Origin of the sequence: Vibrio sp. 10N.286.51.C3, from assembly GCF_003050065.1 — a bacterium.
GTDB classification, from domain to species: Bacteria; Pseudomonadota; Gammaproteobacteria; order Enterobacterales; family Vibrionaceae; genus Vibrio; species Vibrio crassostreae.
On record NZ_PIGC01000031.1, the window covers coordinates 1 to 19,164 of the forward strand.

The following is a 19,164-nucleotide window of genomic DNA, read 5'->3' on the forward strand; positions in this document are numbered from 1 at the left end:
TTCTCTCTTTGACCCTCTTCTTTCATTCCTTGTTTGGTTTGAAAAACTCCTTATCTCAACACCTTGGATTATAGTCCTCGCCGTGTGTACCAGCCTTGTCTACGCAGCAAGCCGTTCTTGGAAACTGGCGTTAGGTTGTGTTGTTTCTCTACTTCTCATTGGTTACTTTGGAATGTGGGAAGACACCATGCGGACGCTCAGTATCATTACTGTGTGTACCTTAGTTTCGATATTCTTAGGCATTCCGATTGGCATTGCGATGGCTCGTTCAAATCGAGCGCAATCTATCGTTACGCCGATGCTCGATATCATGCAAACCATGCCGGCATTCGTTTATTTGATTCGAGTGGTAATGCTACTTGGTATAGGTAAGATTCCAGGGCTAATCGCCGTGGTTATCTATGCGATTCCACCTGTGATTCGTTTAACCAACCTAGGCATACGCCTAGTCGACAAAGAAGTCCTTGAAGCCGCTACCGCTTTTGGTGCGAGCAAAAAGCAGCGCTTGTGGGGTGTTCAACTTCCTCTAGCAATGCCAACGATTATGGCGGGTATCAACCAAACCATCATGATGGCACTGTCTATGGTTGTTATCGCATCCATGATTGGTGTTAAAGGTCTAGGACAGCCGGTTCTTAAGTCGATTACCAACCAGTACTTCACATTAGGCCTGATGAATGGTTTCGCCATCGTTGCCCTCGCAATCCTTTTTGACCGCGCTTCTCAGGCGTACGCAAGAAGAACTAATGCGCATTTAGGAGGATTCAAGCATGACTAAACCATTGATTGAGATTAGTGGCCTATACAAAGTGTTTGGACCAAAACCAATGTCTGTTATGAACCGAGTTCAAAACGGCGAACATAAGGATCAGATTCTCGCGGACACGGGTCATACCGTTGGTTTAAAAGAGATCAACCTTGAGATTAACCGTGGCGAAATCTTCGTTATCATGGGTCTTTCTGGCTCGGGTAAATCGACGCTGATTCGCCACTTCAACCGTTTGATTGACCCGACTCAAGGCAAAATCATGGTTGAAGGCATTGATGTGATGAGCCTCAACACTAAAGAGTTAGAAGAGTTCCGTCGTCATAAAATGTCGATGGTATTCCAACGCTTCGGCTTAATGCCTCATCGCACTGTGGTTGAAAACGTTGCGTATGGGTTGGAAGTACAAGGCATCAAAAAAGAAGACCGTTTAACGAAAGCCAACGAGTGGTTAGAGACTGTAGGTTTGAAAGGCTACGGTAATCAGTACCCTGCCCAACTGTCTGGTGGTCAGCAACAACGTGTTGGCCTTTCTCGCGCTTTGTGTACCAACGCCGAAATCTTGTTAATGGATGAGGCCTTCTCGGCACTCGACCCTTTGATCCGAAGTGAAATGCAAGATCAGCTTATCGAGCTGCAAGAGAAACTTCATAAGACCATTGTTTTCATCACTCACGATTTGGATGAAGCACTCCGTCTCGGCGATCGAATCGCAATTTTGAAAGACGGCGAGTTAGTACAACAAGGCACACCACATGAGATTCTTCTGAACCCTGCCGATGACTACGTAGAAGCTTTTGTTAAAGACGTAAACCGTGCTCGTGCATTGACCGTTGAAACCGTTATGCAGCCCCCTCTCTACCGAATCACATCGGAAACAATAGAAGGTGCTCTCGCGCAAATGAAGATGCTTAAGAACGATTACGCTTATCACGTTACGGATGATGGCTATCAAGGCTTGGTCACTCAAGAGAGCCTACAAGATGCCGTTGAAGATGCATCGGTGCATGATTTCAGCGAAGAGATATACGAAGAAGTCCCTGCTATCTTGCCTGATGCCGTGATTGAAGAAGTGCTACCAGACACCATGTCTTGTGACTACTCACTTCCGGTTGTTGATGAAGAAGGTAATCTGAAAGGTGAACTGGAGAGAAGCGCTGTTGCCGACATCTTCTCTGAAAGTAGCGAGGAAGAAGTAGAAGTCGACCCAAAGCCAAGGATTGATAAGGCTTCGTAGTTCTACTGTTCGTTATTTAGAGTACGGCTGTTTAAATTAGTCAAAATTGCTTAACATCTCCTAAGACCACTGTTGTTATTTAACTGCGGTGGTCTTTTTTATTTGTATCGACCTCGTTTTCGCCCACACTCTACCCGCACGTTACGTTTTATAGTCACCTAAGTTTATATTTCATAAGAGAAAACAAATTAAATCAGCCCGTTAGGTTTGTCACAAACACGGTAGTAAGGTAAGCGAGATAGCAATTAATTGCTCTATTTGCACGGCAACCAGTTGAAATTATTCTAGAAAATGACTAGAACTTAATAGTACTCATGAATATTAGGCTCAACAAAAGGACTTAGTTTGATCAATTCTACTTTAGCGTCAGACGCACCCGCAGATCTCAACTCACGAGAAGTTAGCGAACTTGTGGATGAAAGCGTTCTAGAGCAAATGATTCGAGATACAAGTGCGGACATTATCCCGATCTTGATCGACCACTATGTCGAAGAAACACAAACACGCTTGGTTACCATTAAAGAGGCTGTCACTCAGAAAGACGCTCAGACACTTGAGTTCGAGGTCCACACTCTCGGCAGCACGGCGCTTTCATTAGGTAATCGCCCCTTGGGTGAGTTAGCTCGCGCTCTAGAAAAGCAATGTTTAAACCAAAATCATGATGCGGCATTTCTACAAGTTGACGAATTACTAGAACTCGCAGAACGCTCAATAAAAGCCTTGCTTGAAAGGAAAGATGCTGGCTTTAGTTAACATTAGATGTTCATATCGGTATCGAATTAAAAACTCAACATAGTCGTTTATCAATATAGTCACCATTAAGATACGTTCAAGCATGACAAACAATTCGGGAAAATATACCGCCCGCTTTTTAAAAGATTGCATGCGGTAGATAACAAATGCACAAGACTCGTATTGATGGCCTCTATCACTATGTTATTGGTTAGTTAGGATAAAGTTTCAAAAGGAATATACAATGCGCCCTAAGGTATTGTTAGTTGAAGACTCCACGTCGCTCGCCGTACTCTACAAGCAGTACGTAAAAGATGAGCCCTACGATATTTTTCACGTCGAAACCGGCGCGGAAGCTAAAACCTTCATTGAAAGACACTCTCCTCAGCTTGTTATTCTCGACCTCAAGCTGCCGGACATGCCGGGGGAGGAAGTTTTAGATTGGATTAGCGCGAACGGAATACCGACCGCAGTTATTATCGCGACAGCACATGGCTCAGTAAACATTGCTGTAGATCTTATCCAGCGAGGTGCGGAAGACTTCTTAGAGAAACCCATTCAAGCAGATCGACTTAAAACTTCAGTTCGTTTACATCTAAAAAGAGCGAAACTCGAAAACCTCGTCGATAACATGCAAAGTAAGTTCGATCGTGATCGGTTTCATAATTTCATCGGCTCTTGCCTACCTATGCAGGCGGTTTATAAAATCATTGATTCTGTAGCGCCAACCACTGCTAGCGTGTTTATTAACGGCGAAAGTGGTACGGGTAAAGAAGTGTGTGCAGAAGCCATTCATCAAGAGAGCCAGCGTAACGGCAAACCCTTCCTTGCCATTAACTGTGGCGCTATCCCTCGAGACCTAATGGAGAGTGAAATCTTTGGTCATGTTAAAGGTGCGTTTACCGGCGCAACAACCGACCGTAAAGGCGCGGCGATGCAAGCGCATGGCGGTACCCTATTTCTCGATGAGCTTTGTGAAATGGAATTGGAGATGCAGAAGAAGCTCCTAAGATTTTTGCAAACTGGTACGTTTACTCCACTCGGCGGCAACCGCGAAATCAAAGTTGATGTCAGAATTATCTGTGCGACCAACCGTGACCCACTGGTTGAGGTAGAAGAAGGACGCTTTAGAGAAGATCTTTATTATCGTGTTCACGTTGTGCCTATCGAAATGCCACCACTTCGCGAACGGGGAAGTGACATTGTCACCCTTTGCAATCACTTCTTGAAGCTATATGCGAAGCAAGACAAGAAGAAGTTCAAATCAATAGACAAAGAAACGCAGAACCTACTTAAACGTTACGTATGGCCTGGTAACGTCCGTCAGTTACAAAACATCATCCGTAACATCGTGGTGTTGAACAATGAAACAAGCGTAACCAAAGACATGTTGCCGTCTCCGATTAATAAAGCAGATGCTGCTCCAACATCGAAATTAGTGACGCCTATTCGAGTAACGGTGCCCCAACCAGCTGTGGTAGAAGCTCCAGACGCTAAGTTGCCACCTATTACTCCAGAGGAATTAGAGCAATCGTCAGTTGTCTCAACTGGCAACGGTTCGATGACGCCCGCATTTACCACAAGCGAAGGAGCTATTCGTCCTATGTGGCAAATAGAACGGGAAGCTATTCAACATGCCATTAATCATTGCGATGGGAATGTGTTAAATGCCGCGGTGTTGTTAGAACTTAGCCCTTCTACTGTTTACCGTAAGAAACAGGCTTGGGAATCGGAAGATGAGTGCAATCAAGCCTAGCCAAGGTGTACTCAACGTAAACCGTCATGAGATTTGGCTGTTGATCGACAGCCAAACTTTTGGAGGTATAGAAACACATGTTTTAGAATTAGCACAAGGCCTGATATCTGAAAGCGTTCAGTATTCAGATGCTGTTCGAATTGTTCTTTTGACGAAGTTTAATCCTGGAGCCATCATCGTTGAAAAGCTGGAAGCGCTGAACATCCCTTTTAGTTACCTCTCCGATTTAGCCTCTTGCTCAGCAGATTCAAGCAGCAATAGCGCGGCACAGCTTAAACGTGCCGTTCAACATTATCAGCCAAGGCTTATCCATGCTCATGGTTACAAAGCCAGTTTGGTCAGCAAGTTAATCAAGCTCCCACCTCGTTTCAACAACACAAAGCAAATCACCACTTATCACGCAGGTGAAACCCCAACAGGCAAGGTGTGGGTTTATGACTGGCTCGACCGTTACAGCAGCTTTCTTTCTGATCAGTCGCTCGTGGTCAGTGAGAAGATTAAAGCGAAAGTGCCCAGTAAGACCTATCAATTGAATAACTTTGTTAAAGTCCCAACCGGGTTAACAAGCTCCCCTTCATCAAGCCAAATCCACGTTGGTTTTGTGGGTCGATTAAGCCATGAAAAAGCACCAGATCGATTTGTAACATTAGCTAAACAGTTTCCCGAGGTTCAGTTTGAGGTTTTTGGTGACGGACCAGAAATGGAGACGCTAGTTAAATCTCAGCCTGAGAATGTTAACTTGTACGGGCATCAGACTAATATGGGTGATGTCTGGAGCCAAATCGATTTGTTGATCATCCCTTCTCGCTTCGAAGGCTTACCGATGGCCGCATTAGAAGCCATGATTCGCGGTATTCCCGTTCTCGCCACCTCAGTTGGCAACTTACCTAAACTCATCGAGCATCAAGTTAACGGCTACCTAGCCCATTCTGAAGCCGAACTAGAACAGTGTTTGTCTTTGTGGATGTCATTGACGAGTGAACAACGCGACTCTCTAAAGAGTAACGCGATAGAAACCGTCAAAAGCCAATACTCGCCACAAGCTGTTATCCCGCAGTTGTTGGAGATCTATCAACTCGACCGCTAAAACGAGTCGTAGTCAGGGTTGATCACTTTGGCTTAACGATTTGGGCACCCTAGTCAGTTTTATAGTGATTCTCAAAATGAAAAACCTCAACTCAAATCTACCACCTCCCTCTGTAATATAACCTTAAATCAGCAGCTTAAACAAAATGCATAACTGGCACTCGCTTTGCAATATTTAACATCAGGCGTCACTACGCCTTAAAAAATTGGTGAGCCAGTTTATTTGCGATATTAGAGGTAACAATGATCAACCCAGAAGCCAATAGATTCCCAGTCATCATTATGATCAGCACCTTATGTGTTGGGCTTGGTGTTGTTTGGTACTTTGTGCCTCATCCCGCTGTTATTGTAGCGCTAGCTCTTCTGCCATTAACCGGATTATTCGTTTTAAACAAGACATTTTGGTTAGTGTTGCTGTTCGTTGTCTTTTCATTTTTCCGAATTCACGAAGCAATACCTCAACTTTATTCACTAAAAATACCGCTGATGCTCTCACTAGGCGCTCTATCAGCCCTACTCTGGCATGCATTAATCAGTAAAGAGCTTAAAATATTTTGGCACCCTTGCTTGAATTGGCTCGCCATATTTTGGGGTTTGGTTTTCATTGGTATTATCTTCGCGACTAACAGACCGATTGCTCTGGCGGAATTCAAAGGTGTTTACTGGAAAATAATGGTGATGACACTCGCCATCGTTTGGTTAGTAAACAGTGCAGAGTATTTGGTCAAGACTTCGACCGCTATTATCTGTGCGGGATCATTAGTTGCTAGCATCGCGATTAATAATTCAATCAACGGGATTGGTTTAGTGGAAGGCAGTCGCGTAACTATAGGTCGTGACTTTGGTTCGATGTTAGGCGACCCGAATGACCTATCCTTAGTTCTTATGTTCCCATTAGCCTTTGCTATCAGTCAAGCGACCACGACGGGGATCCCGGTAACAAGACGTATCATTAGTGTTGGTGCAACGGTTTTATTACTTGCTGCCGTTATTGCCACACAAAGTCGAGGTGGTTTACTTGGCTCACTTGCTGTAGTCGGGATCTTTGCGCTCAAAATCATTCGTTCAAAATCACTGTTGATTACTTTGGGAGCAATTGGAGCGATTGGCCTTTATTTCGCTGCCGGGATTTCAGATCGAGCATCTGGCGGTGCGGCTGAACAAGGTATCGATGAATCAGCTATGGGGCGGATTTATGCTTGGGAAGCTGCCTTTAAGATGGCGCTAGATAACCCTTTAACCGGAGTCGGTTTGGATAACTTCTTTTCCAACTACTTCTTCTACAGTTCCCACTGGGATGGTTTAAACCATGCTGTTCACAGTACTTGGTTTGGCGTACTTGCAGAAACCGGCTTTCTAGGACTCATCATATACGTGATACTGATTACCTCACTGATCAAAACCATACGTTCCACACTGAAGCAGCTTTCAGAAACAACTAACACCATAGATCCAAACCTTAATGCCGCCGCTTACGCTGTATATGCTGGGTTGATCGGCACCATCGTGTCAGGAACTTTTCTAACGCAAGGCTTCAATTGGCCTATTTATATCCTCGCAGCACTGGTTGTCGCTATCGCGAACATATCTCAAACTGCCTGTCAAAATGAGAAAACCTAAAAGCCAATTCTTAACCAATTGAAAATATTGAGTTTATTAAATGGCATAGTATATGAAAGTACTTCTATATAACAAGACAGAGGAGTTTCATTATGACGTCAGTATCTATACATCAATTCAAGCATTGGCTTAAGTTTCATCCTAATTCTCGAATTAGAAATGTATTTTTCATTTTGAAAAATATCAGAAGCGCAGAGCTACCTACCCCTCAAGTACTTAATCGCTGCCTATATCAAGCGCACAAGCTAGTGGTGAATTTGGTTTCTGGCTTTACTCGCTTCTTCTACTGGACACCAGCTTTTAAAGGTCGTGTGGCTCAATGTGGTAAACGCCTGTATTTGTATGGTGGTCTACCTTTCGTGAGCGGTCCGGTACAAATTTCGATTGGCGACAATTGCCGCATCTCTGGGCACACTACGTTCTCTGGTTGTACGCAACCATTGGAAGGCTTAGAACATCCATTGCTTTCGATTGGTAACAATGTCGACATCGGTTGGCAGTCGACTATCGCTGTTGGAGGAAAAGTGGTTATCTCTGACAACGTACGCATTGCTGGCGGTGCTTTCCTATTTGGATACTCTGGACACCCACTTGATGCAAAACGCCGAGCACTAGGTGAAGGCGATGATCCTCAGCAAATCGGCGACATCATACTTGAACCTGATGTGTGGCTAGGCACTAATGTAACGGTTAAAGGTGGCGTAACCATCGGCGAAGGTGCGGTAATAGCCGCAGGTAGCGTAGTAACAAAGAATATCCCTGCCTTTGCAATCGCTGGCGGTAACCCTGCTCGAGTTGTCGGTCAGATTAAATCCGTTGAAGGGACTGAATCCGATGTATTCGATTCGTTAGAGACTCATGGAGGTGACCATGCGTGATTTAATCGTATTTGGTGAAGACTTTGGCGGCCTACCTTCATCGACTCAACATTTAGTTCGTCACCTTGCTAAGCTGCACAAAGTCTTGTGGGTCAACTCTATTGGTCTAAGACAACCGAAGCTGTCCGCTAAAGATGCAACCCGAGCGTTCAACAAATTGTTTGGCAAAACCAAAGCTGTGACTCAAAACATGCTCGACTCTGAGGGACACGACAACATTACGATCGTGAACTTGAAGACCATTCCTGCGCCTGCTTCTAAGTTTTCTAGAAAGTTGGCTCAGCAAATGATGTTACACCAAATAAAACCGGTTATTGCTGAACTTAATCTTAATTCGCCTATCCTGTGGACTTCACTTCCGACCGCTGTTGATTTGTGCGGACACTTAGGTGAGTCATCTGTGGTTTATTACTGTGGCGATGATTTCAGCGCTTTGGCAGGTGTTGATCATGACACGGTAGCGCAACACGAATCGGAGTTGATCAACAAAGCGACTCTTATATTCGCGGCCAGCAAAAAGTTGATGGATAAGTTTCCAAAGCATAAAGCACACTTGCTACCACATGGTGTCGACGTAAACCTATTTTCAACACCAGCACCAAGAGCAAAAGATTTACCAAGTAACCACCGCCCTATTGCTGGTTTTTATGGCAGCCTTTCTAAGTGGCTTGATTATGAAATAATTGATCATGTTGCGAATGCAATGCCGGAATGGGATTTTGTTTTTATTGGCCCAAACGAGCTTGATACGCTCATGCTGCCTAAGTTGAGTAACGTACATTACCTAGGCCCACGTCCGCACCATACATTACCGAGCTATTCTCAACACTGGGATGTGAGCTTATTGCCGTTTGTTGATAACGAGCAGATCCGAGCTTGCAGCCCACTTAAACTAATGGAATACCTTGCGGCCGGCACACCAATTATCACAACGCCATTCCCTGCTTTAGTTCCATACCAAGAGCACGTAACGACTGTTGGCAGTGCAAATCAAATGATTTGGGCGCTTGACCATGCGCGCCAACTGAGCAATTCACCTATCTCTGTCGTCGAACAAGAGAGTTGGCAGAACCGTGGTAACTTCGTTCATTGGATGTTGGAGCTATTATGAATAATCTGAAATTGCGGTTATTGGCCATCATCAATGCCATGTGGCGCCAACGCTACGTTATCGTTCTACCAATGCTTATTTTGCCCTTTGTAGGCTTCGGTGTAAGCAAGTTGGCTCCGACCAAATATGACGCGCATACCAGTATGTTGATTCAAGAAACCGCCAAAATGAATCCATTCTTGGAAGACATAGCCGTTTCTACCATGCTCAAAGACCGACTCAATGCATTAAGAACGCTGCTACACAGTCGACATGTTCTTTACTCGGTCGCTGATGAATTGCAGCTAACCACACCAGATATGCCAGATCTAGAAAAAGAAGAAATCATCACCGACTTGTCTCAACGCTTATCAGTTACTCAGCTTGGAAAAGACTTTCTCAAGATCAGTTTAACGTCCAACACTCCAACTGGAATGGAAGCGACGCTGCGATCGGTCAGTGAACATTTCATTGAACAATTGTTAGCGCCGGAACGCTCATCTATTGAAGATTCAAGTGACTTTTTAAAAATTCATATAGACAAGCGTCGTATTGAACTTGAAACAGCAGAAGAAGCATTGGCCTTGTACATGAACGAAAACGTGCAATCGACGCCAGAAGTACAAAGCCAAAGCTTAAACCGCTTAGCATCGCTGAAACAGAACCTTGCTGAAAAAGAGGCAGAGTTATCGGGCGTTGAAAAAAGTCTTGGCTCAATTGACCAACAACTTTCAAGAACCAACCCTGTGATAGGTAAATTAGAAGACCAAATCATCGATATTCGAAGCGACCTTGCCCTGTTACAAGCTAAATACACAGACAAACACAGTGCTGTGCAAGCTAAAGTCCGTGAATTAGACAGACTTGAAAATGAGAGAAAAAGTTTACTCGAAGTAACCCAACCAACGATGAACAGCGACCAACTTTGGGACATTGCAAGTAGCACGACACTGAACAAACTTTCTGATACCCAACCTCTTTTGGTCACTCAACTACATAGCCTACAACTGGTTCGTGCTCGCTTTGAGTCTTTAACAGAAGAGACCAAAAGCCTTCGTACTATGATTTTCGAACTAGAACACAAGGCCAATAACTTCGGTGAAAATGCAAAAGAGATGTACCGTCTTAAGCGACAAGTTGAGATTAAGCGCCAACTTTATGATGAACTGACAGAACGTTATGAAATGGCTCAGCTAACGGGTTCGCTTGGGGTATTCGAGCAAAACAAACGTGTGAAAATTATCGACTTGCCTTTCACACCTAGCATGAAATCTAACATGCCGACTTTTATCTTTGTTCTGGCTGGATTTGTTGCAGGCATCGGATTGGGCATTGGTCTTGCGGTATTGTTTGAGTTATTCGATTCTACAATCAAACGTAAAGCCGAAATCGAAGATATCTTGGGTGTTCCAGTAATAACGGTAATTCCTAAAATGAGCTAGTCAGCTTTAAAATCAGACCTTACCTGAGGTTTACTCCCTTACAATAAATGCCAACACTCGATTGGCGTTTTGCTTGTCTAACACCCCAAGTTCTTAAACCCACTTCCTAATTTCCCTAAGCCCTATGATCCAAACAGCCATTCAATCGCATTTTGTTTTGATTCCCATTTTGAGAAATGAAAACCGCCTCAGACGAACCGTGTTTAAGTAATTGAAAATTAGAGATTATTTAGTTGGCACAACTCCTGCTATCTCCTTGTGTAGTTAAACGTTTTAAAGAAGTTACTTCACGAGAAACGGCAGAAAGGCGAAACAAGAATTATAAAGGCAGGGTTCAAATTATGAATACGCATTTAACGAAGCATGGCAAAAAGATCATACACGTTGTTCAGCACCTTGCTCCGGGTGGCTTAGAAACCCTAACTCTTGATTTGCTGCGCCTTGCTAAACCAACAGACCAAGTGTTGATTGTCAGTCTAGAAGGAACAAAACAAGACTCGATCAACAACTGGCCTAAATTAAAGCAGTACCAAAATCAGATCGTCTTTTTGGATAAGCCACCAGGTGTGCAATTCAATATCATCATCAAATTGATTAAAGCATTTAATGGTATTCAACCTGATGTGGTTCATACCCATCACATCGGCCCCCTACTTTATGCTGGATATGCCGCCCGCGTAACGGGTGTTCCAACTCGAATTCATACTGAACATGATGCTTGGCACCTAAACAATAGTAAACGTCGCCGTTTACAAGCGCTTGCTTTAAAAGCTGCTCAGCCAACGTTGGTTGCCGACGCGACACGTGTTTACAACCAGCTCCGCACCGCTTTTTCTTACGAGAACATCATTACCATCAAAAATGGTGTGGATTGTGAGAAATTTAAGCCAATGTCGAAAGAGCATGCAAGAGCAAACCTAAACCTACCAACAGACAAACACATCATCGGCTGTGCAGGTCGTCTAGAACATGTCAAAGGCCAAGACCAACTCATCAAAGCGTTGACTCTTCTACCTGAAAACATGGTTGTTGCATTTGCTGGCGGCGGTACGAAACGCAATCAACTAGAGCAACTCACTAGCCGATTGAATCTCAGTGACCGAGTCATCTTCCTCGGCCTAGTCGACGACATGACCACGTTTTACGGAGCGTTGGATACTTTCTGCCTTCCTTCTCGCCACGAGGGGTTGCCTCTTTCAACACTCGAAGCTCAAGCGTGCAATATTCCAACCGTCGCAATGGACGTTGGCGCTGTCGATGAAACCTTATGCCCAATCAGTAGCACCCTTGTTAAAAAGGGCAGCATTATAGAGTTAGCCAATGCGTTACTAGAAACTCAAAATGAGCGCTTTTTGTCACCCCGCCACTATGTACTAGACAACTTCGACATAGTGAATATGGTTGCCTCTTACAACAGCATCTCAGAAGGAGCTTACGCATGATCGATTGGTTACTTGCCGGACTTTGTTTATTTTCAGGTGCGTTGATTGTCTATCATCACGCAGCCTACCCTTTATTGCTGCGCTGGTACGCGAAAAACCACCCTGCACGTCAAGTTGAAGAGAGTCATCGTTGTTACAAAGAGGAACAACAAGATTGCACGTTACCGACCATCACCGTTCTTGTTCCTGCATTTAACGAAGAACAGTGGATTGCAGACAAGATTCGTAACCTTGCTTCTCTCGATTACCCAAAAAAGAAACTGAAAGTCATTATCGCTTGCGATGGTTGTACCGATAACACGGTCGCAATTGCTCAGATGACCATCCAAGAAGCGATGTGTAGTGATATTCATTTTGAGATACATGACCACCAATTGAACCGAGGTAAAGTGGCGGTTATTAATGAGGAAGTGACACATATCACCAGTGACCTTACAGCATTGAGTGACGTTTCCGCCCTTATTTCATTGGATGCATTACTTATTGCTGCCGCTCATTTTGAAAGTGACAAGGTTGGCGTGGTAAACGCAACGTATCAGCTTTGCCCAACAGGCAACGAAGGCGAAAACACTTACTGGCAGTACCAAACCGCCGTTAAAGAGTCTGAGGCTTCATTAGGTTCGAGCTTAGGTTCTCATGGCGCCTTCTACTTATTCAGAACACACCTCTTTGAACTACTTCCTTTAAATACCATCAATGATGATTTCATCTTACCGATGCAAATCGTAAAACAAGGTTACATTGCTGAGTATGAAACCCAAATGGTGGCACTAGAGCTAGAAGAATCGAACCTAGAAACAGACTTCAAAAGAAGACTTCGTATTTCAGCGGGCAACATGCAACAAGCGATTCGATTGTTCGGCTTGTTCAGCCCGAAGTTCAAAGGCATCGCGTTTGCGTTCTTCTCAGGAAAAGGACTTCGCCTCCTAACACCATATTTAATGATTGTGTGCTTAGTGTGCTCCATCTTGCTTAGCAACTACTTGGTGTTCGAAGCACTGTTATGGGCTCAAGTTACCGTTTATACCATTGGCGTAATTGGCTGTATCTTGCCAAAGCGTTTAGTAAACAAACCTATTTCATTAATCTCTTATTTGATAGTTGGACACTACGCCAACTTCATTGGTGGCATACGTTACCTAATCGGACTAGAAAACTCACCTTGGACACGAGCGAATCATTAAGGACTTATTATGATGAACATTGAACAGCTATCTACTCAAAACCTATACCAAGACAAAATTTCACGAGCTAAACGTAGATTTGATTTGGTAAGCTCATTGATTGCTTTGATTCTGCTAGCACCGGTATTTCCACTGATTGCAATGGCGATTGCACTCACTTCTCGTGGTCCTATTTTTTACCGCCAACTTCGCGTTGGTAAATCAACACCACAGAAAATGGAACTATTTGAAATCATGAAGTTCCGTAGCATGTACGAAGATGCAGAAACTCGCTCTGGTGCAGTTTGGGCAACCGCGAATGACCCACGAATCACACCGGTTGGTCGATTCTTGAGAAAGACTCGTCTCGATGAACTGCCACAACTGTTTAATGTATTAAAAGGTGAAATGTCTCTTATTGGTCCACGCCCTGAGCGCCCTACTTTTTACACTAAACTAGAGAACGAAATCCCTTACTTTGCTGACCGCACTTATGGCGTAATGCCGGGTATTACAGGGCTTGCACAAGTGAACCAAGGTTATGACACCTGCATCGATGATGTACGTCGTAAAGTAGGTTTTGATCACAGCTACGCACTGAGTCTATGTTCTATGAAATCTTGGATTGCCACTGACCTGAGCATCATAACAAAAACGATCGTCGTTATGGTTAATGGTCGCGGTCGCTAAACCAGTATGGTCTAAAGTGAGAGAACCAGCTGCTTAGTCCAAGGTGAAAAATAGAGCAGTCTTGTCCAATGTGAACACAAAGCCAGCTTTGATAGTGATTTATCGGCTGGCTTTTTACTGCCTCAAAACAAGCCAAACGATGAAGCTACCCTTGCCGTCGATAACGCGGTGAACAAAGCAAAGTCGCTATACAAAGCAGGCCTAGTCGATTACTTATCGGTGCTAGACGCACAAAGACAACAAAAAGCGATGCAAGATCGCCAAGTAGCCGCCAAGCTTCAAACCGCCAACACCACGATTGCCGTGTATAAAGCGTTAGGTGGAGATTGGAAAGTCGCTAGAGAAACACAAAGTGTCGAGTTAGCTTCTGTGAACTAACAAAGCTACACGCTGTTCACCTAAACAATAAGCTGTAATCGTTCAGATAAGCTTAATAAGAAAATACCGCCGAAATCATCGGCGGTATTTTTGTTACTGAAAGTCGCTGTGGCAATTGTGCACCCATGTTTAACGGATATGTACCTTTCCAATTGGGTTTAAACGACTAAATCGGTATTTAGGGTAATAGATCCAAAACAGTTCTTCGTTCTTAGAGTCTTGAGCTATCAATAACTCAACCTCGCCAGAGTTAATAGCAATACGTACTTTACTTTTTGATAAAGGCTTCGTTCTATTTATCGTTACGTAGTTACTACTTCTCAAAGAGTCTAACAATTTAGATTCCTCAAACTCCTCATGAGCCTCCACAACGAAACTCGACACGCTCAGCTCTTCAGCGAGGAGCTTTCGGATTTGATACTTCTGAGAGAGAAACAGAACGATACTGATTGCTGCGACTCCACTTAATAGAATCAACGCTTTTATATTTTTACGCCAGACCCCAACAAAAAGAGCTGAAAGTAAGCTTACAATAAAAACTAAGGAGGTAACCGTAAACCAAATATCTAAATAGTCGCCCATAATTAACCTATTCACCTCAACCTAGTTTAAGTACCCCTGATCATGTCTTCCATGACGAAAGTGAACTATTTACGCGACAACCAGTGACGAGGAATTAGACGCATCGTTGCTGTCTGTATCTACGGTTTTGATCAGAGGACCAGCACACTCGACAAAACCACCGATATCGAAAGTATCTGGCGCATCGGCTCCGCCCGTCACACCAAAACTGCCTTTCACCACTGGATCCTTCTCAGTCTTATCTACGTCTAAAATGATCTCTACTTTATACGTGTGACCATCTGGAAGGAGTTTCGCACACTCTTCCAGTGTTGAAGCGGTAGCACTCATGCTGAAACCAAATAAACACACCGCAAGTACACTACTTTTCATTTTCAACATCATTAAACCTCTCGAAGACTATAGAAACATCATACCAACAATCGACTCATTTTCACGGGGATTGCTATAAAACGTCTAAAAAACATAACCTTGGTTATCTATGAACGCTACTTTGGCGCTTCTGACTCTGAAAAATTGGTTTTAAAAGTGAAGGCATACGGCGTATCACCGATTTCTCTGAGGTGTTCAAGTCGCTCTATCGCTTCTTCGAGTGTGGGAATACGGTCTTCTTCGATCCACCAAAGAACATAAGTATCTTCAGGTAAACGATAAAACCAATCCCCCTTTCGGCGCATGAAATCACGGTGATGTGTACGGAACATGAAGTTCTTTAACGAATCCACAGAGTCCCACACCGACATATTCACAATCATATTCGGATCATCAAAAGCTTGGATATTGGTCGCATCACCAGATTCATCTTTCAGACGCCAAACGAACCCTTCACTGCTTTCTGCGATTCCATTAACCAACTCTAAGTTATCGACAAACTCTTTGATTTCTGGCGCATCTAACGGGTATTTCGCCAAAGCGATATTTAACTGAGCCAATTTCATAACGTTTCTTCCTTGATAAATTATGAGTAAATTTTTCTAGCACGCCGACTGATTCTTACAAAACTAAAGAACAGCTACGCCTTCAACTTCAATCACTGAGTTAACATTAGCGCGTTCGATTATCTTGAGTAACGTCGTTTGGATTAGTTCATTATCTCGAATTTCGGTTTCACAAGAAAAACGCTCTTCTTGAACACCATCGCCCTCGCCCAACATGAATTGAACCGCTACTTCCGTTGCGAGATCTTTGGTCGTTCCGTAGTACGCTAACGTGATTTTAGGGTATCCGTGGTCGCCTTTTTTAACCTGCTTTGCGATACGTTTCTTGGCTTTATCTAAATTCATACAACTTCCTTTTAAGTCTGAAATACAAGGTGACTAGAACAACTTTTTAAACGGTAAGCAATACAATCAGCGTTGGTTATAGAGCTTCCCTAGCCTCTTGATACTAATCAAGATGGTACAGTCTTAACGCTTTAAAGAGTGATAGCTAGAACACAGATAACCAGTTTAAGAAATATAATGACAGCGCGTAAGAATTACGCGCCAAGAAGCGGTAGATGTTTTCGTTGTTGATAAGTTAAGGCTAACTCTAAGCACTGCTTGATTGGTGCTTTGGGAAGTGGTTCAGTTAGGTTCAAGATGATTGCCCGATTACCTTGAAATGCCAATGTGCCATCGTGCAATTCTCTGAATGTGTCGATTAGCTTCGTTTGACAGTTAAAGAACAAGTAATAGTTATTTGGCGATTTTAATTTCCAATCGATTCGAATTGGACTGCCCGTCTTAACGCTGTAACTCGGCTCGCCCCATTTCAGAGACTCTTCGACGTCACCTAAATCCAAATCAGAACAAAGTTCAAAAATTAATGCACGCAACTCTTCAAGCCGAGCTCGAACATCATCGGGATACTCATCGAAATATGTTTTGATTGCTTTGTCCATTCAATCTCCGATTCACTTGTTGAGATATTAAAGTGCTGCTCACTTAAAGCATAGAGCCTTAAAAATTAGTCCAACTTGATATGAAAAGTGCCAAGTGTAGTAAATCATTTTTCAGTTATCTGTTCGTTAGCGGTTTTCAAGGCCAGCTTTAAACCGTCCGTATCCTTACAACCAATGTAAACATGCTTTCGATTGCTTAAGCTTAACTTCAGCGCTGAACCTATCGATGCATTATACAACCAGCCATCATTCAGCATTCGGATACCAATACCTTGATACCACTTGCTTTGATAGAACGATGTCTCTGTAATGTCTGATACTTCGACATTCTTACGCCAAAAACCAAAGCCGAAATACCAGCTTAGTACATTGTCTTTGACCTCAATTGTCATGGAGAAAAAGAGCAAAGCAATTAGACCATTGATGGCGTGAGCGATTAATGTCCCAGGGTTATTATCCGAGGTAACGACAATGAAAGCACTTAACGCAACAAGGATGAGCAGCAATCCCTTGTTGAATTCCTTACTATAAAACACAGCGACAACTCCTATAGACAACGAACAACCCACTAACTAGCCAACCGCTATCTTACTGCGGCCTTTCTAAATAATCGTAGCAAGTAATGCAGGCATACTCCCACAACCAAACCAAGTAGCATCGCCTTGATACTACCCACCCAAAGTATCAAACCAGAATAACCTTGTCCCGGACCTAAGCCTTGTTTATTAATCACATCGACAAACATAAAACCGTTCCACAGCACATGCAGTGAGGCTGTAAATCCATGCACACAAATTACAACGGTTCCAAGTAACTTGTGCCTGTTAATGACAGGTGCGCCACAAAAGATGACAACAAGCGCAAAGGTCAAAATCAGAGGGCCCGACAGTACTAAAGTGAGTGTGATTACTTCAACGTGGCTCTCTGTGCCATAACTGTATGTACAAAATACCATTGTCATTGAAAACAAAAGCGAAATGAGTGCGAACCATAGCGTTCTATTCATTGGGGTTCCCTGCCTTAATAGTGGGTTTAGGACAAATTCGATAATCGACAGGAAGAACTAATTACCAAAAATACGGCATGAGAAATGCCCTTGTTGCACTACTATTCGATGGACGACTCAGACTTTCATAAACCCAATGTAACGTGAGACTTAGAACACAAGCTAGATAACAAAAACGCCACTCACGTTCGCGCCTGACTACATACCTTATCAAGCTTCCTGTTGAACCCAAACAACATTTTCATTTGAAGTTGGAACCTCAAACCAAGACCAAAACAGATCTAACATTTCTGGTGTCATTTCATAAGACTTACCATTGAGTTTCGAGTTACGACTAAATGCCCTCTTCTTACAAGTCTCAAACGGAACATCAAGGTAGTGAACTTCGCTGTCCACACCTAGGTTTGATGCCCAGCTTGTAAAAGAGTCTCGGTCAGATTTACGCCAAAAACCAAAGTCGAAAATCACAGGAATACCCAAAGCAAAGAGTTGCATTGCAGAGTCCTTGAATAAGCCTTGAAGCGTAGCCAGTCGGCTATCAAAAACCTCACGCTCCATATGCTCGCCATACAAAGGAATCATCCACTCGTCGATCGAAAAACGAAAAGCGCCATGCATTTCTGCAAGCGATTTAGAGTAAGTCGTTTTACCCGAACCGATAAAGCCACATACGAAATAGATTTTACTCATGATCCCTCTATTATTTGTCAGCGCATCACCGCCTAATCTAAACCCTGGCACATTAATCAACACAGTTGAATCAAACCAATTAGTGTGAATCTGCTTTAGTCTCTTGTTAGTTGTATTACAAGCTATTCACTTAGGCTATTTTTAGAGTTAGCAACGTCATGCTGACTCATAACAGTTATACCGTTTTGGCGAAGTAATGCAGTAGTGGCGCCCATGCCAACAACTTTTGTTCCTTCAAATTTTCCATTGTAAATCTGAGAGCTGCCACAAGAAGGGCTCCCATCCGTTAAAATCGCACTTGAGATATTTTCCTGCTGACAAATTTTCAAAGCTAACCTAGCTCCCTTGAGGAACTCCTTTGTTACGTCAGAGCCATCTTTTCCCATGATCTTCGAAGAGCCTTCGATGACGTTAGTGCCATCGCCTCCACAGATTTCAGCCGGAACTCTAGGTGTTGGCAAACCACCAGCAACTTCAGGGCAGAAAGAGACAATTTCATTTGCTTCGACAAACTTCTGAAACTCAGGAGATTCAGGTTTTAAATCATTGCCGTCATAACGAACTTTGCACCCAAGTAAACATGAACTAACCAATACTTTACTCACAATAGACACCTTTAACCCATAAGAGAAAATTAAGGCAATTTAAACATTTAAGCCGCAGGTACGAAAGAGTACTGCATATTGAAGCTGTAAAGTTTCTGCAAAAATTAAAACCCAGCTAA

At 43.4% G+C, this 19,164-nt stretch carries 21 protein-coding genes and 1 pseudogene; 13 read left to right on the top strand and 9 right to left on the bottom strand.

The features are described from left to right. The 13 genes and pseudogenes from CWO27_RS22530 to CWO27_RS22590 form a co-directional block, all read left to right on the top strand. Positions 1 to 778: ABC transporter permease (locus CWO27_RS22530; protein ID WP_107899546.1), on the top strand; the 778-nt coding region annotated here is incomplete at its 5' end. Next, positions 771 to 2,003, top strand: coding sequence for a quaternary amine ABC transporter ATP-binding protein (locus CWO27_RS22535; protein WP_102431956.1), 1,233 nt, complete (start codon positions 771 to 773; stop codon positions 2,001 to 2,003). The genes CWO27_RS22530 and CWO27_RS22535, both read left to right, overlap by 8 nt. 348 nt (positions 2,004 to 2,351) lie before the next feature. Continuing rightward, positions 2,352 to 2,756 (top strand): Hpt domain-containing protein, encoded by a 405-nt coding sequence (locus CWO27_RS22540; RefSeq protein WP_102431977.1) that lies wholly within the window; start codon positions 2,352 to 2,354, stop codon positions 2,754 to 2,756. Between the two features lie 223 nt (positions 2,757 to 2,979). Further along, on the top strand, positions 2,980 to 4,491 hold the full coding sequence (locus CWO27_RS22545; protein ID WP_102431957.1) for a sigma-54-dependent transcriptional regulator: 1,512 nt from the start codon (positions 2,980 to 2,982) through the stop codon (positions 4,489 to 4,491). After that, positions 4,472 to 5,578 (top strand): glycosyltransferase family 4 protein, encoded by a 1,107-nt coding sequence (locus tag CWO27_RS22550; protein WP_102431958.1) that lies wholly within the window; start codon positions 4,472 to 4,474, stop codon positions 5,576 to 5,578. The genes CWO27_RS22545 and CWO27_RS22550 overlap by 20 nt, the downstream gene beginning before the upstream one ends. A 242-nt stretch (positions 5,579 to 5,820) precedes the next feature. Further along, positions 5,821 to 7,197, top strand: coding sequence for an O-antigen ligase family protein (locus CWO27_RS22555; RefSeq protein ID WP_107899547.1), 1,377 nt, complete (start codon positions 5,821 to 5,823; stop codon positions 7,195 to 7,197). A 92-nt stretch (positions 7,198 to 7,289) separates the two neighbouring features. Further along, complete coding sequence (locus CWO27_RS22560; RefSeq protein WP_102431960.1) at positions 7,290 to 8,075, top strand: acyltransferase; 786 nt, start codon at positions 7,290 to 7,292, stop codon at positions 8,073 to 8,075. Then, positions 8,068 to 9,186, top strand: coding sequence for a glycosyltransferase (locus CWO27_RS22565; RefSeq protein ID WP_102431961.1), 1,119 nt, complete (start codon positions 8,068 to 8,070; stop codon positions 9,184 to 9,186). Before CWO27_RS22560 ends, CWO27_RS22565 begins: the two co-directional genes overlap by 8 nt. Beyond that, positions 9,183 to 10,607, top strand: a complete 1,425-nt coding sequence (locus tag CWO27_RS22570; RefSeq protein ID WP_102431962.1) for a GumC family protein — start codon at positions 9,183 to 9,185, stop codon at positions 10,605 to 10,607. The genes CWO27_RS22565 and CWO27_RS22570 overlap by 4 nt, the downstream gene beginning before the upstream one ends. A 341-nt stretch (positions 10,608 to 10,948) precedes the next feature. Continuing rightward, positions 10,949 to 12,049, top strand: a complete 1,101-nt coding sequence (locus CWO27_RS22575) for a glycosyltransferase (RefSeq protein WP_102431963.1) — start codon at positions 10,949 to 10,951, stop codon at positions 12,047 to 12,049. Beyond that, on the top strand, positions 12,046 to 13,233 hold the full coding sequence (locus CWO27_RS22580; protein WP_102431964.1) for a glycosyltransferase family 2 protein: 1,188 nt from the start codon (positions 12,046 to 12,048) through the stop codon (positions 13,231 to 13,233). The genes CWO27_RS22575 and CWO27_RS22580 overlap by 4 nt, the downstream gene beginning before the upstream one ends. A 9-nt stretch (positions 13,234 to 13,242) precedes the next feature. Next, on the top strand, positions 13,243 to 13,902 hold the full coding sequence (locus CWO27_RS22585; protein WP_107899548.1) for a sugar transferase: 660 nt from the start codon (positions 13,243 to 13,245) through the stop codon (positions 13,900 to 13,902). A gap of 81 nt (positions 13,903 to 13,983) precedes the next feature. Next, a pseudogene (locus CWO27_RS22590) lies at positions 13,984 to 14,280 on the top strand (efflux transporter outer membrane subunit); the annotation flags it as partial. 129 nt (positions 14,281 to 14,409) lie between these two features. Here CWO27_RS22590 and CWO27_RS22595 read toward each other — a convergent pair. The 9 genes from CWO27_RS22595 to CWO27_RS22635 all read right to left on the bottom strand — a co-directional run bounded on the left by CWO27_RS22595 (position 14,410) and on the right by CWO27_RS22635 (position 19,045). Then, positions 14,410 to 14,862 carry a hypothetical protein gene (locus CWO27_RS22595; protein ID WP_102431966.1) on the bottom strand — a complete coding sequence of 151 codons (453 nt, stop codon included), beginning with the start codon at positions 14,860 to 14,862 and terminating at the stop codon, positions 14,410 to 14,412. Between the two features lie 69 nt (positions 14,863 to 14,931). Then, complete coding sequence (locus CWO27_RS22600) at positions 14,932 to 15,246, bottom strand: hypothetical protein (protein ID WP_107899549.1); 315 nt, start codon at positions 15,244 to 15,246, stop codon at positions 14,932 to 14,934. A 104-nt stretch (positions 15,247 to 15,350) separates the two neighbouring features. Next, positions 15,351 to 15,800 carry a DUF3291 domain-containing protein gene (locus CWO27_RS22605; protein WP_107899550.1) on the bottom strand — a complete coding sequence of 150 codons (450 nt, stop codon included), beginning with the start codon at positions 15,798 to 15,800 and terminating at the stop codon, positions 15,351 to 15,353. A 63-nt stretch (positions 15,801 to 15,863) separates the two neighbouring features. Then, positions 15,864 to 16,145: a hypothetical protein gene (locus tag CWO27_RS22610; RefSeq protein ID WP_061017995.1), complete on the bottom strand. Its 282-nt coding sequence runs from the start codon at positions 16,143 to 16,145 to the stop codon at positions 15,864 to 15,866. A 194-nt stretch (positions 16,146 to 16,339) separates the two neighbouring features. After that, positions 16,340 to 16,744, bottom strand: coding sequence for a DUF1801 domain-containing protein (locus CWO27_RS22615; RefSeq protein WP_107899551.1), 405 nt, complete (start codon positions 16,742 to 16,744; stop codon positions 16,340 to 16,342). Between the two features lie 104 nt (positions 16,745 to 16,848). Further along, complete coding sequence (locus CWO27_RS22620; RefSeq protein ID WP_107899552.1) at positions 16,849 to 17,301, bottom strand: hypothetical protein; 453 nt, start codon at positions 17,299 to 17,301, stop codon at positions 16,849 to 16,851. A 26-nt stretch (positions 17,302 to 17,327) separates the two neighbouring features. Next, complete coding sequence (locus CWO27_RS22625; RefSeq protein WP_102431971.1) at positions 17,328 to 17,750, bottom strand: hypothetical protein; 423 nt, start codon at positions 17,748 to 17,750, stop codon at positions 17,328 to 17,330. 210 nt (positions 17,751 to 17,960) lie between these two features. Continuing rightward, positions 17,961 to 18,440, bottom strand: coding sequence for an AAA family ATPase (locus CWO27_RS22630; protein ID WP_107899553.1), 480 nt, complete (start codon positions 18,438 to 18,440; stop codon positions 17,961 to 17,963). Between the two features lie 122 nt (positions 18,441 to 18,562). Then, on the bottom strand, positions 18,563 to 19,045 hold the full coding sequence (locus CWO27_RS22635) for a DUF523 domain-containing protein (RefSeq protein WP_102479362.1): 483 nt from the start codon (positions 19,043 to 19,045) through the stop codon (positions 18,563 to 18,565). Positions 19,046 to 19,164: the final 119 nt, after the last annotated feature.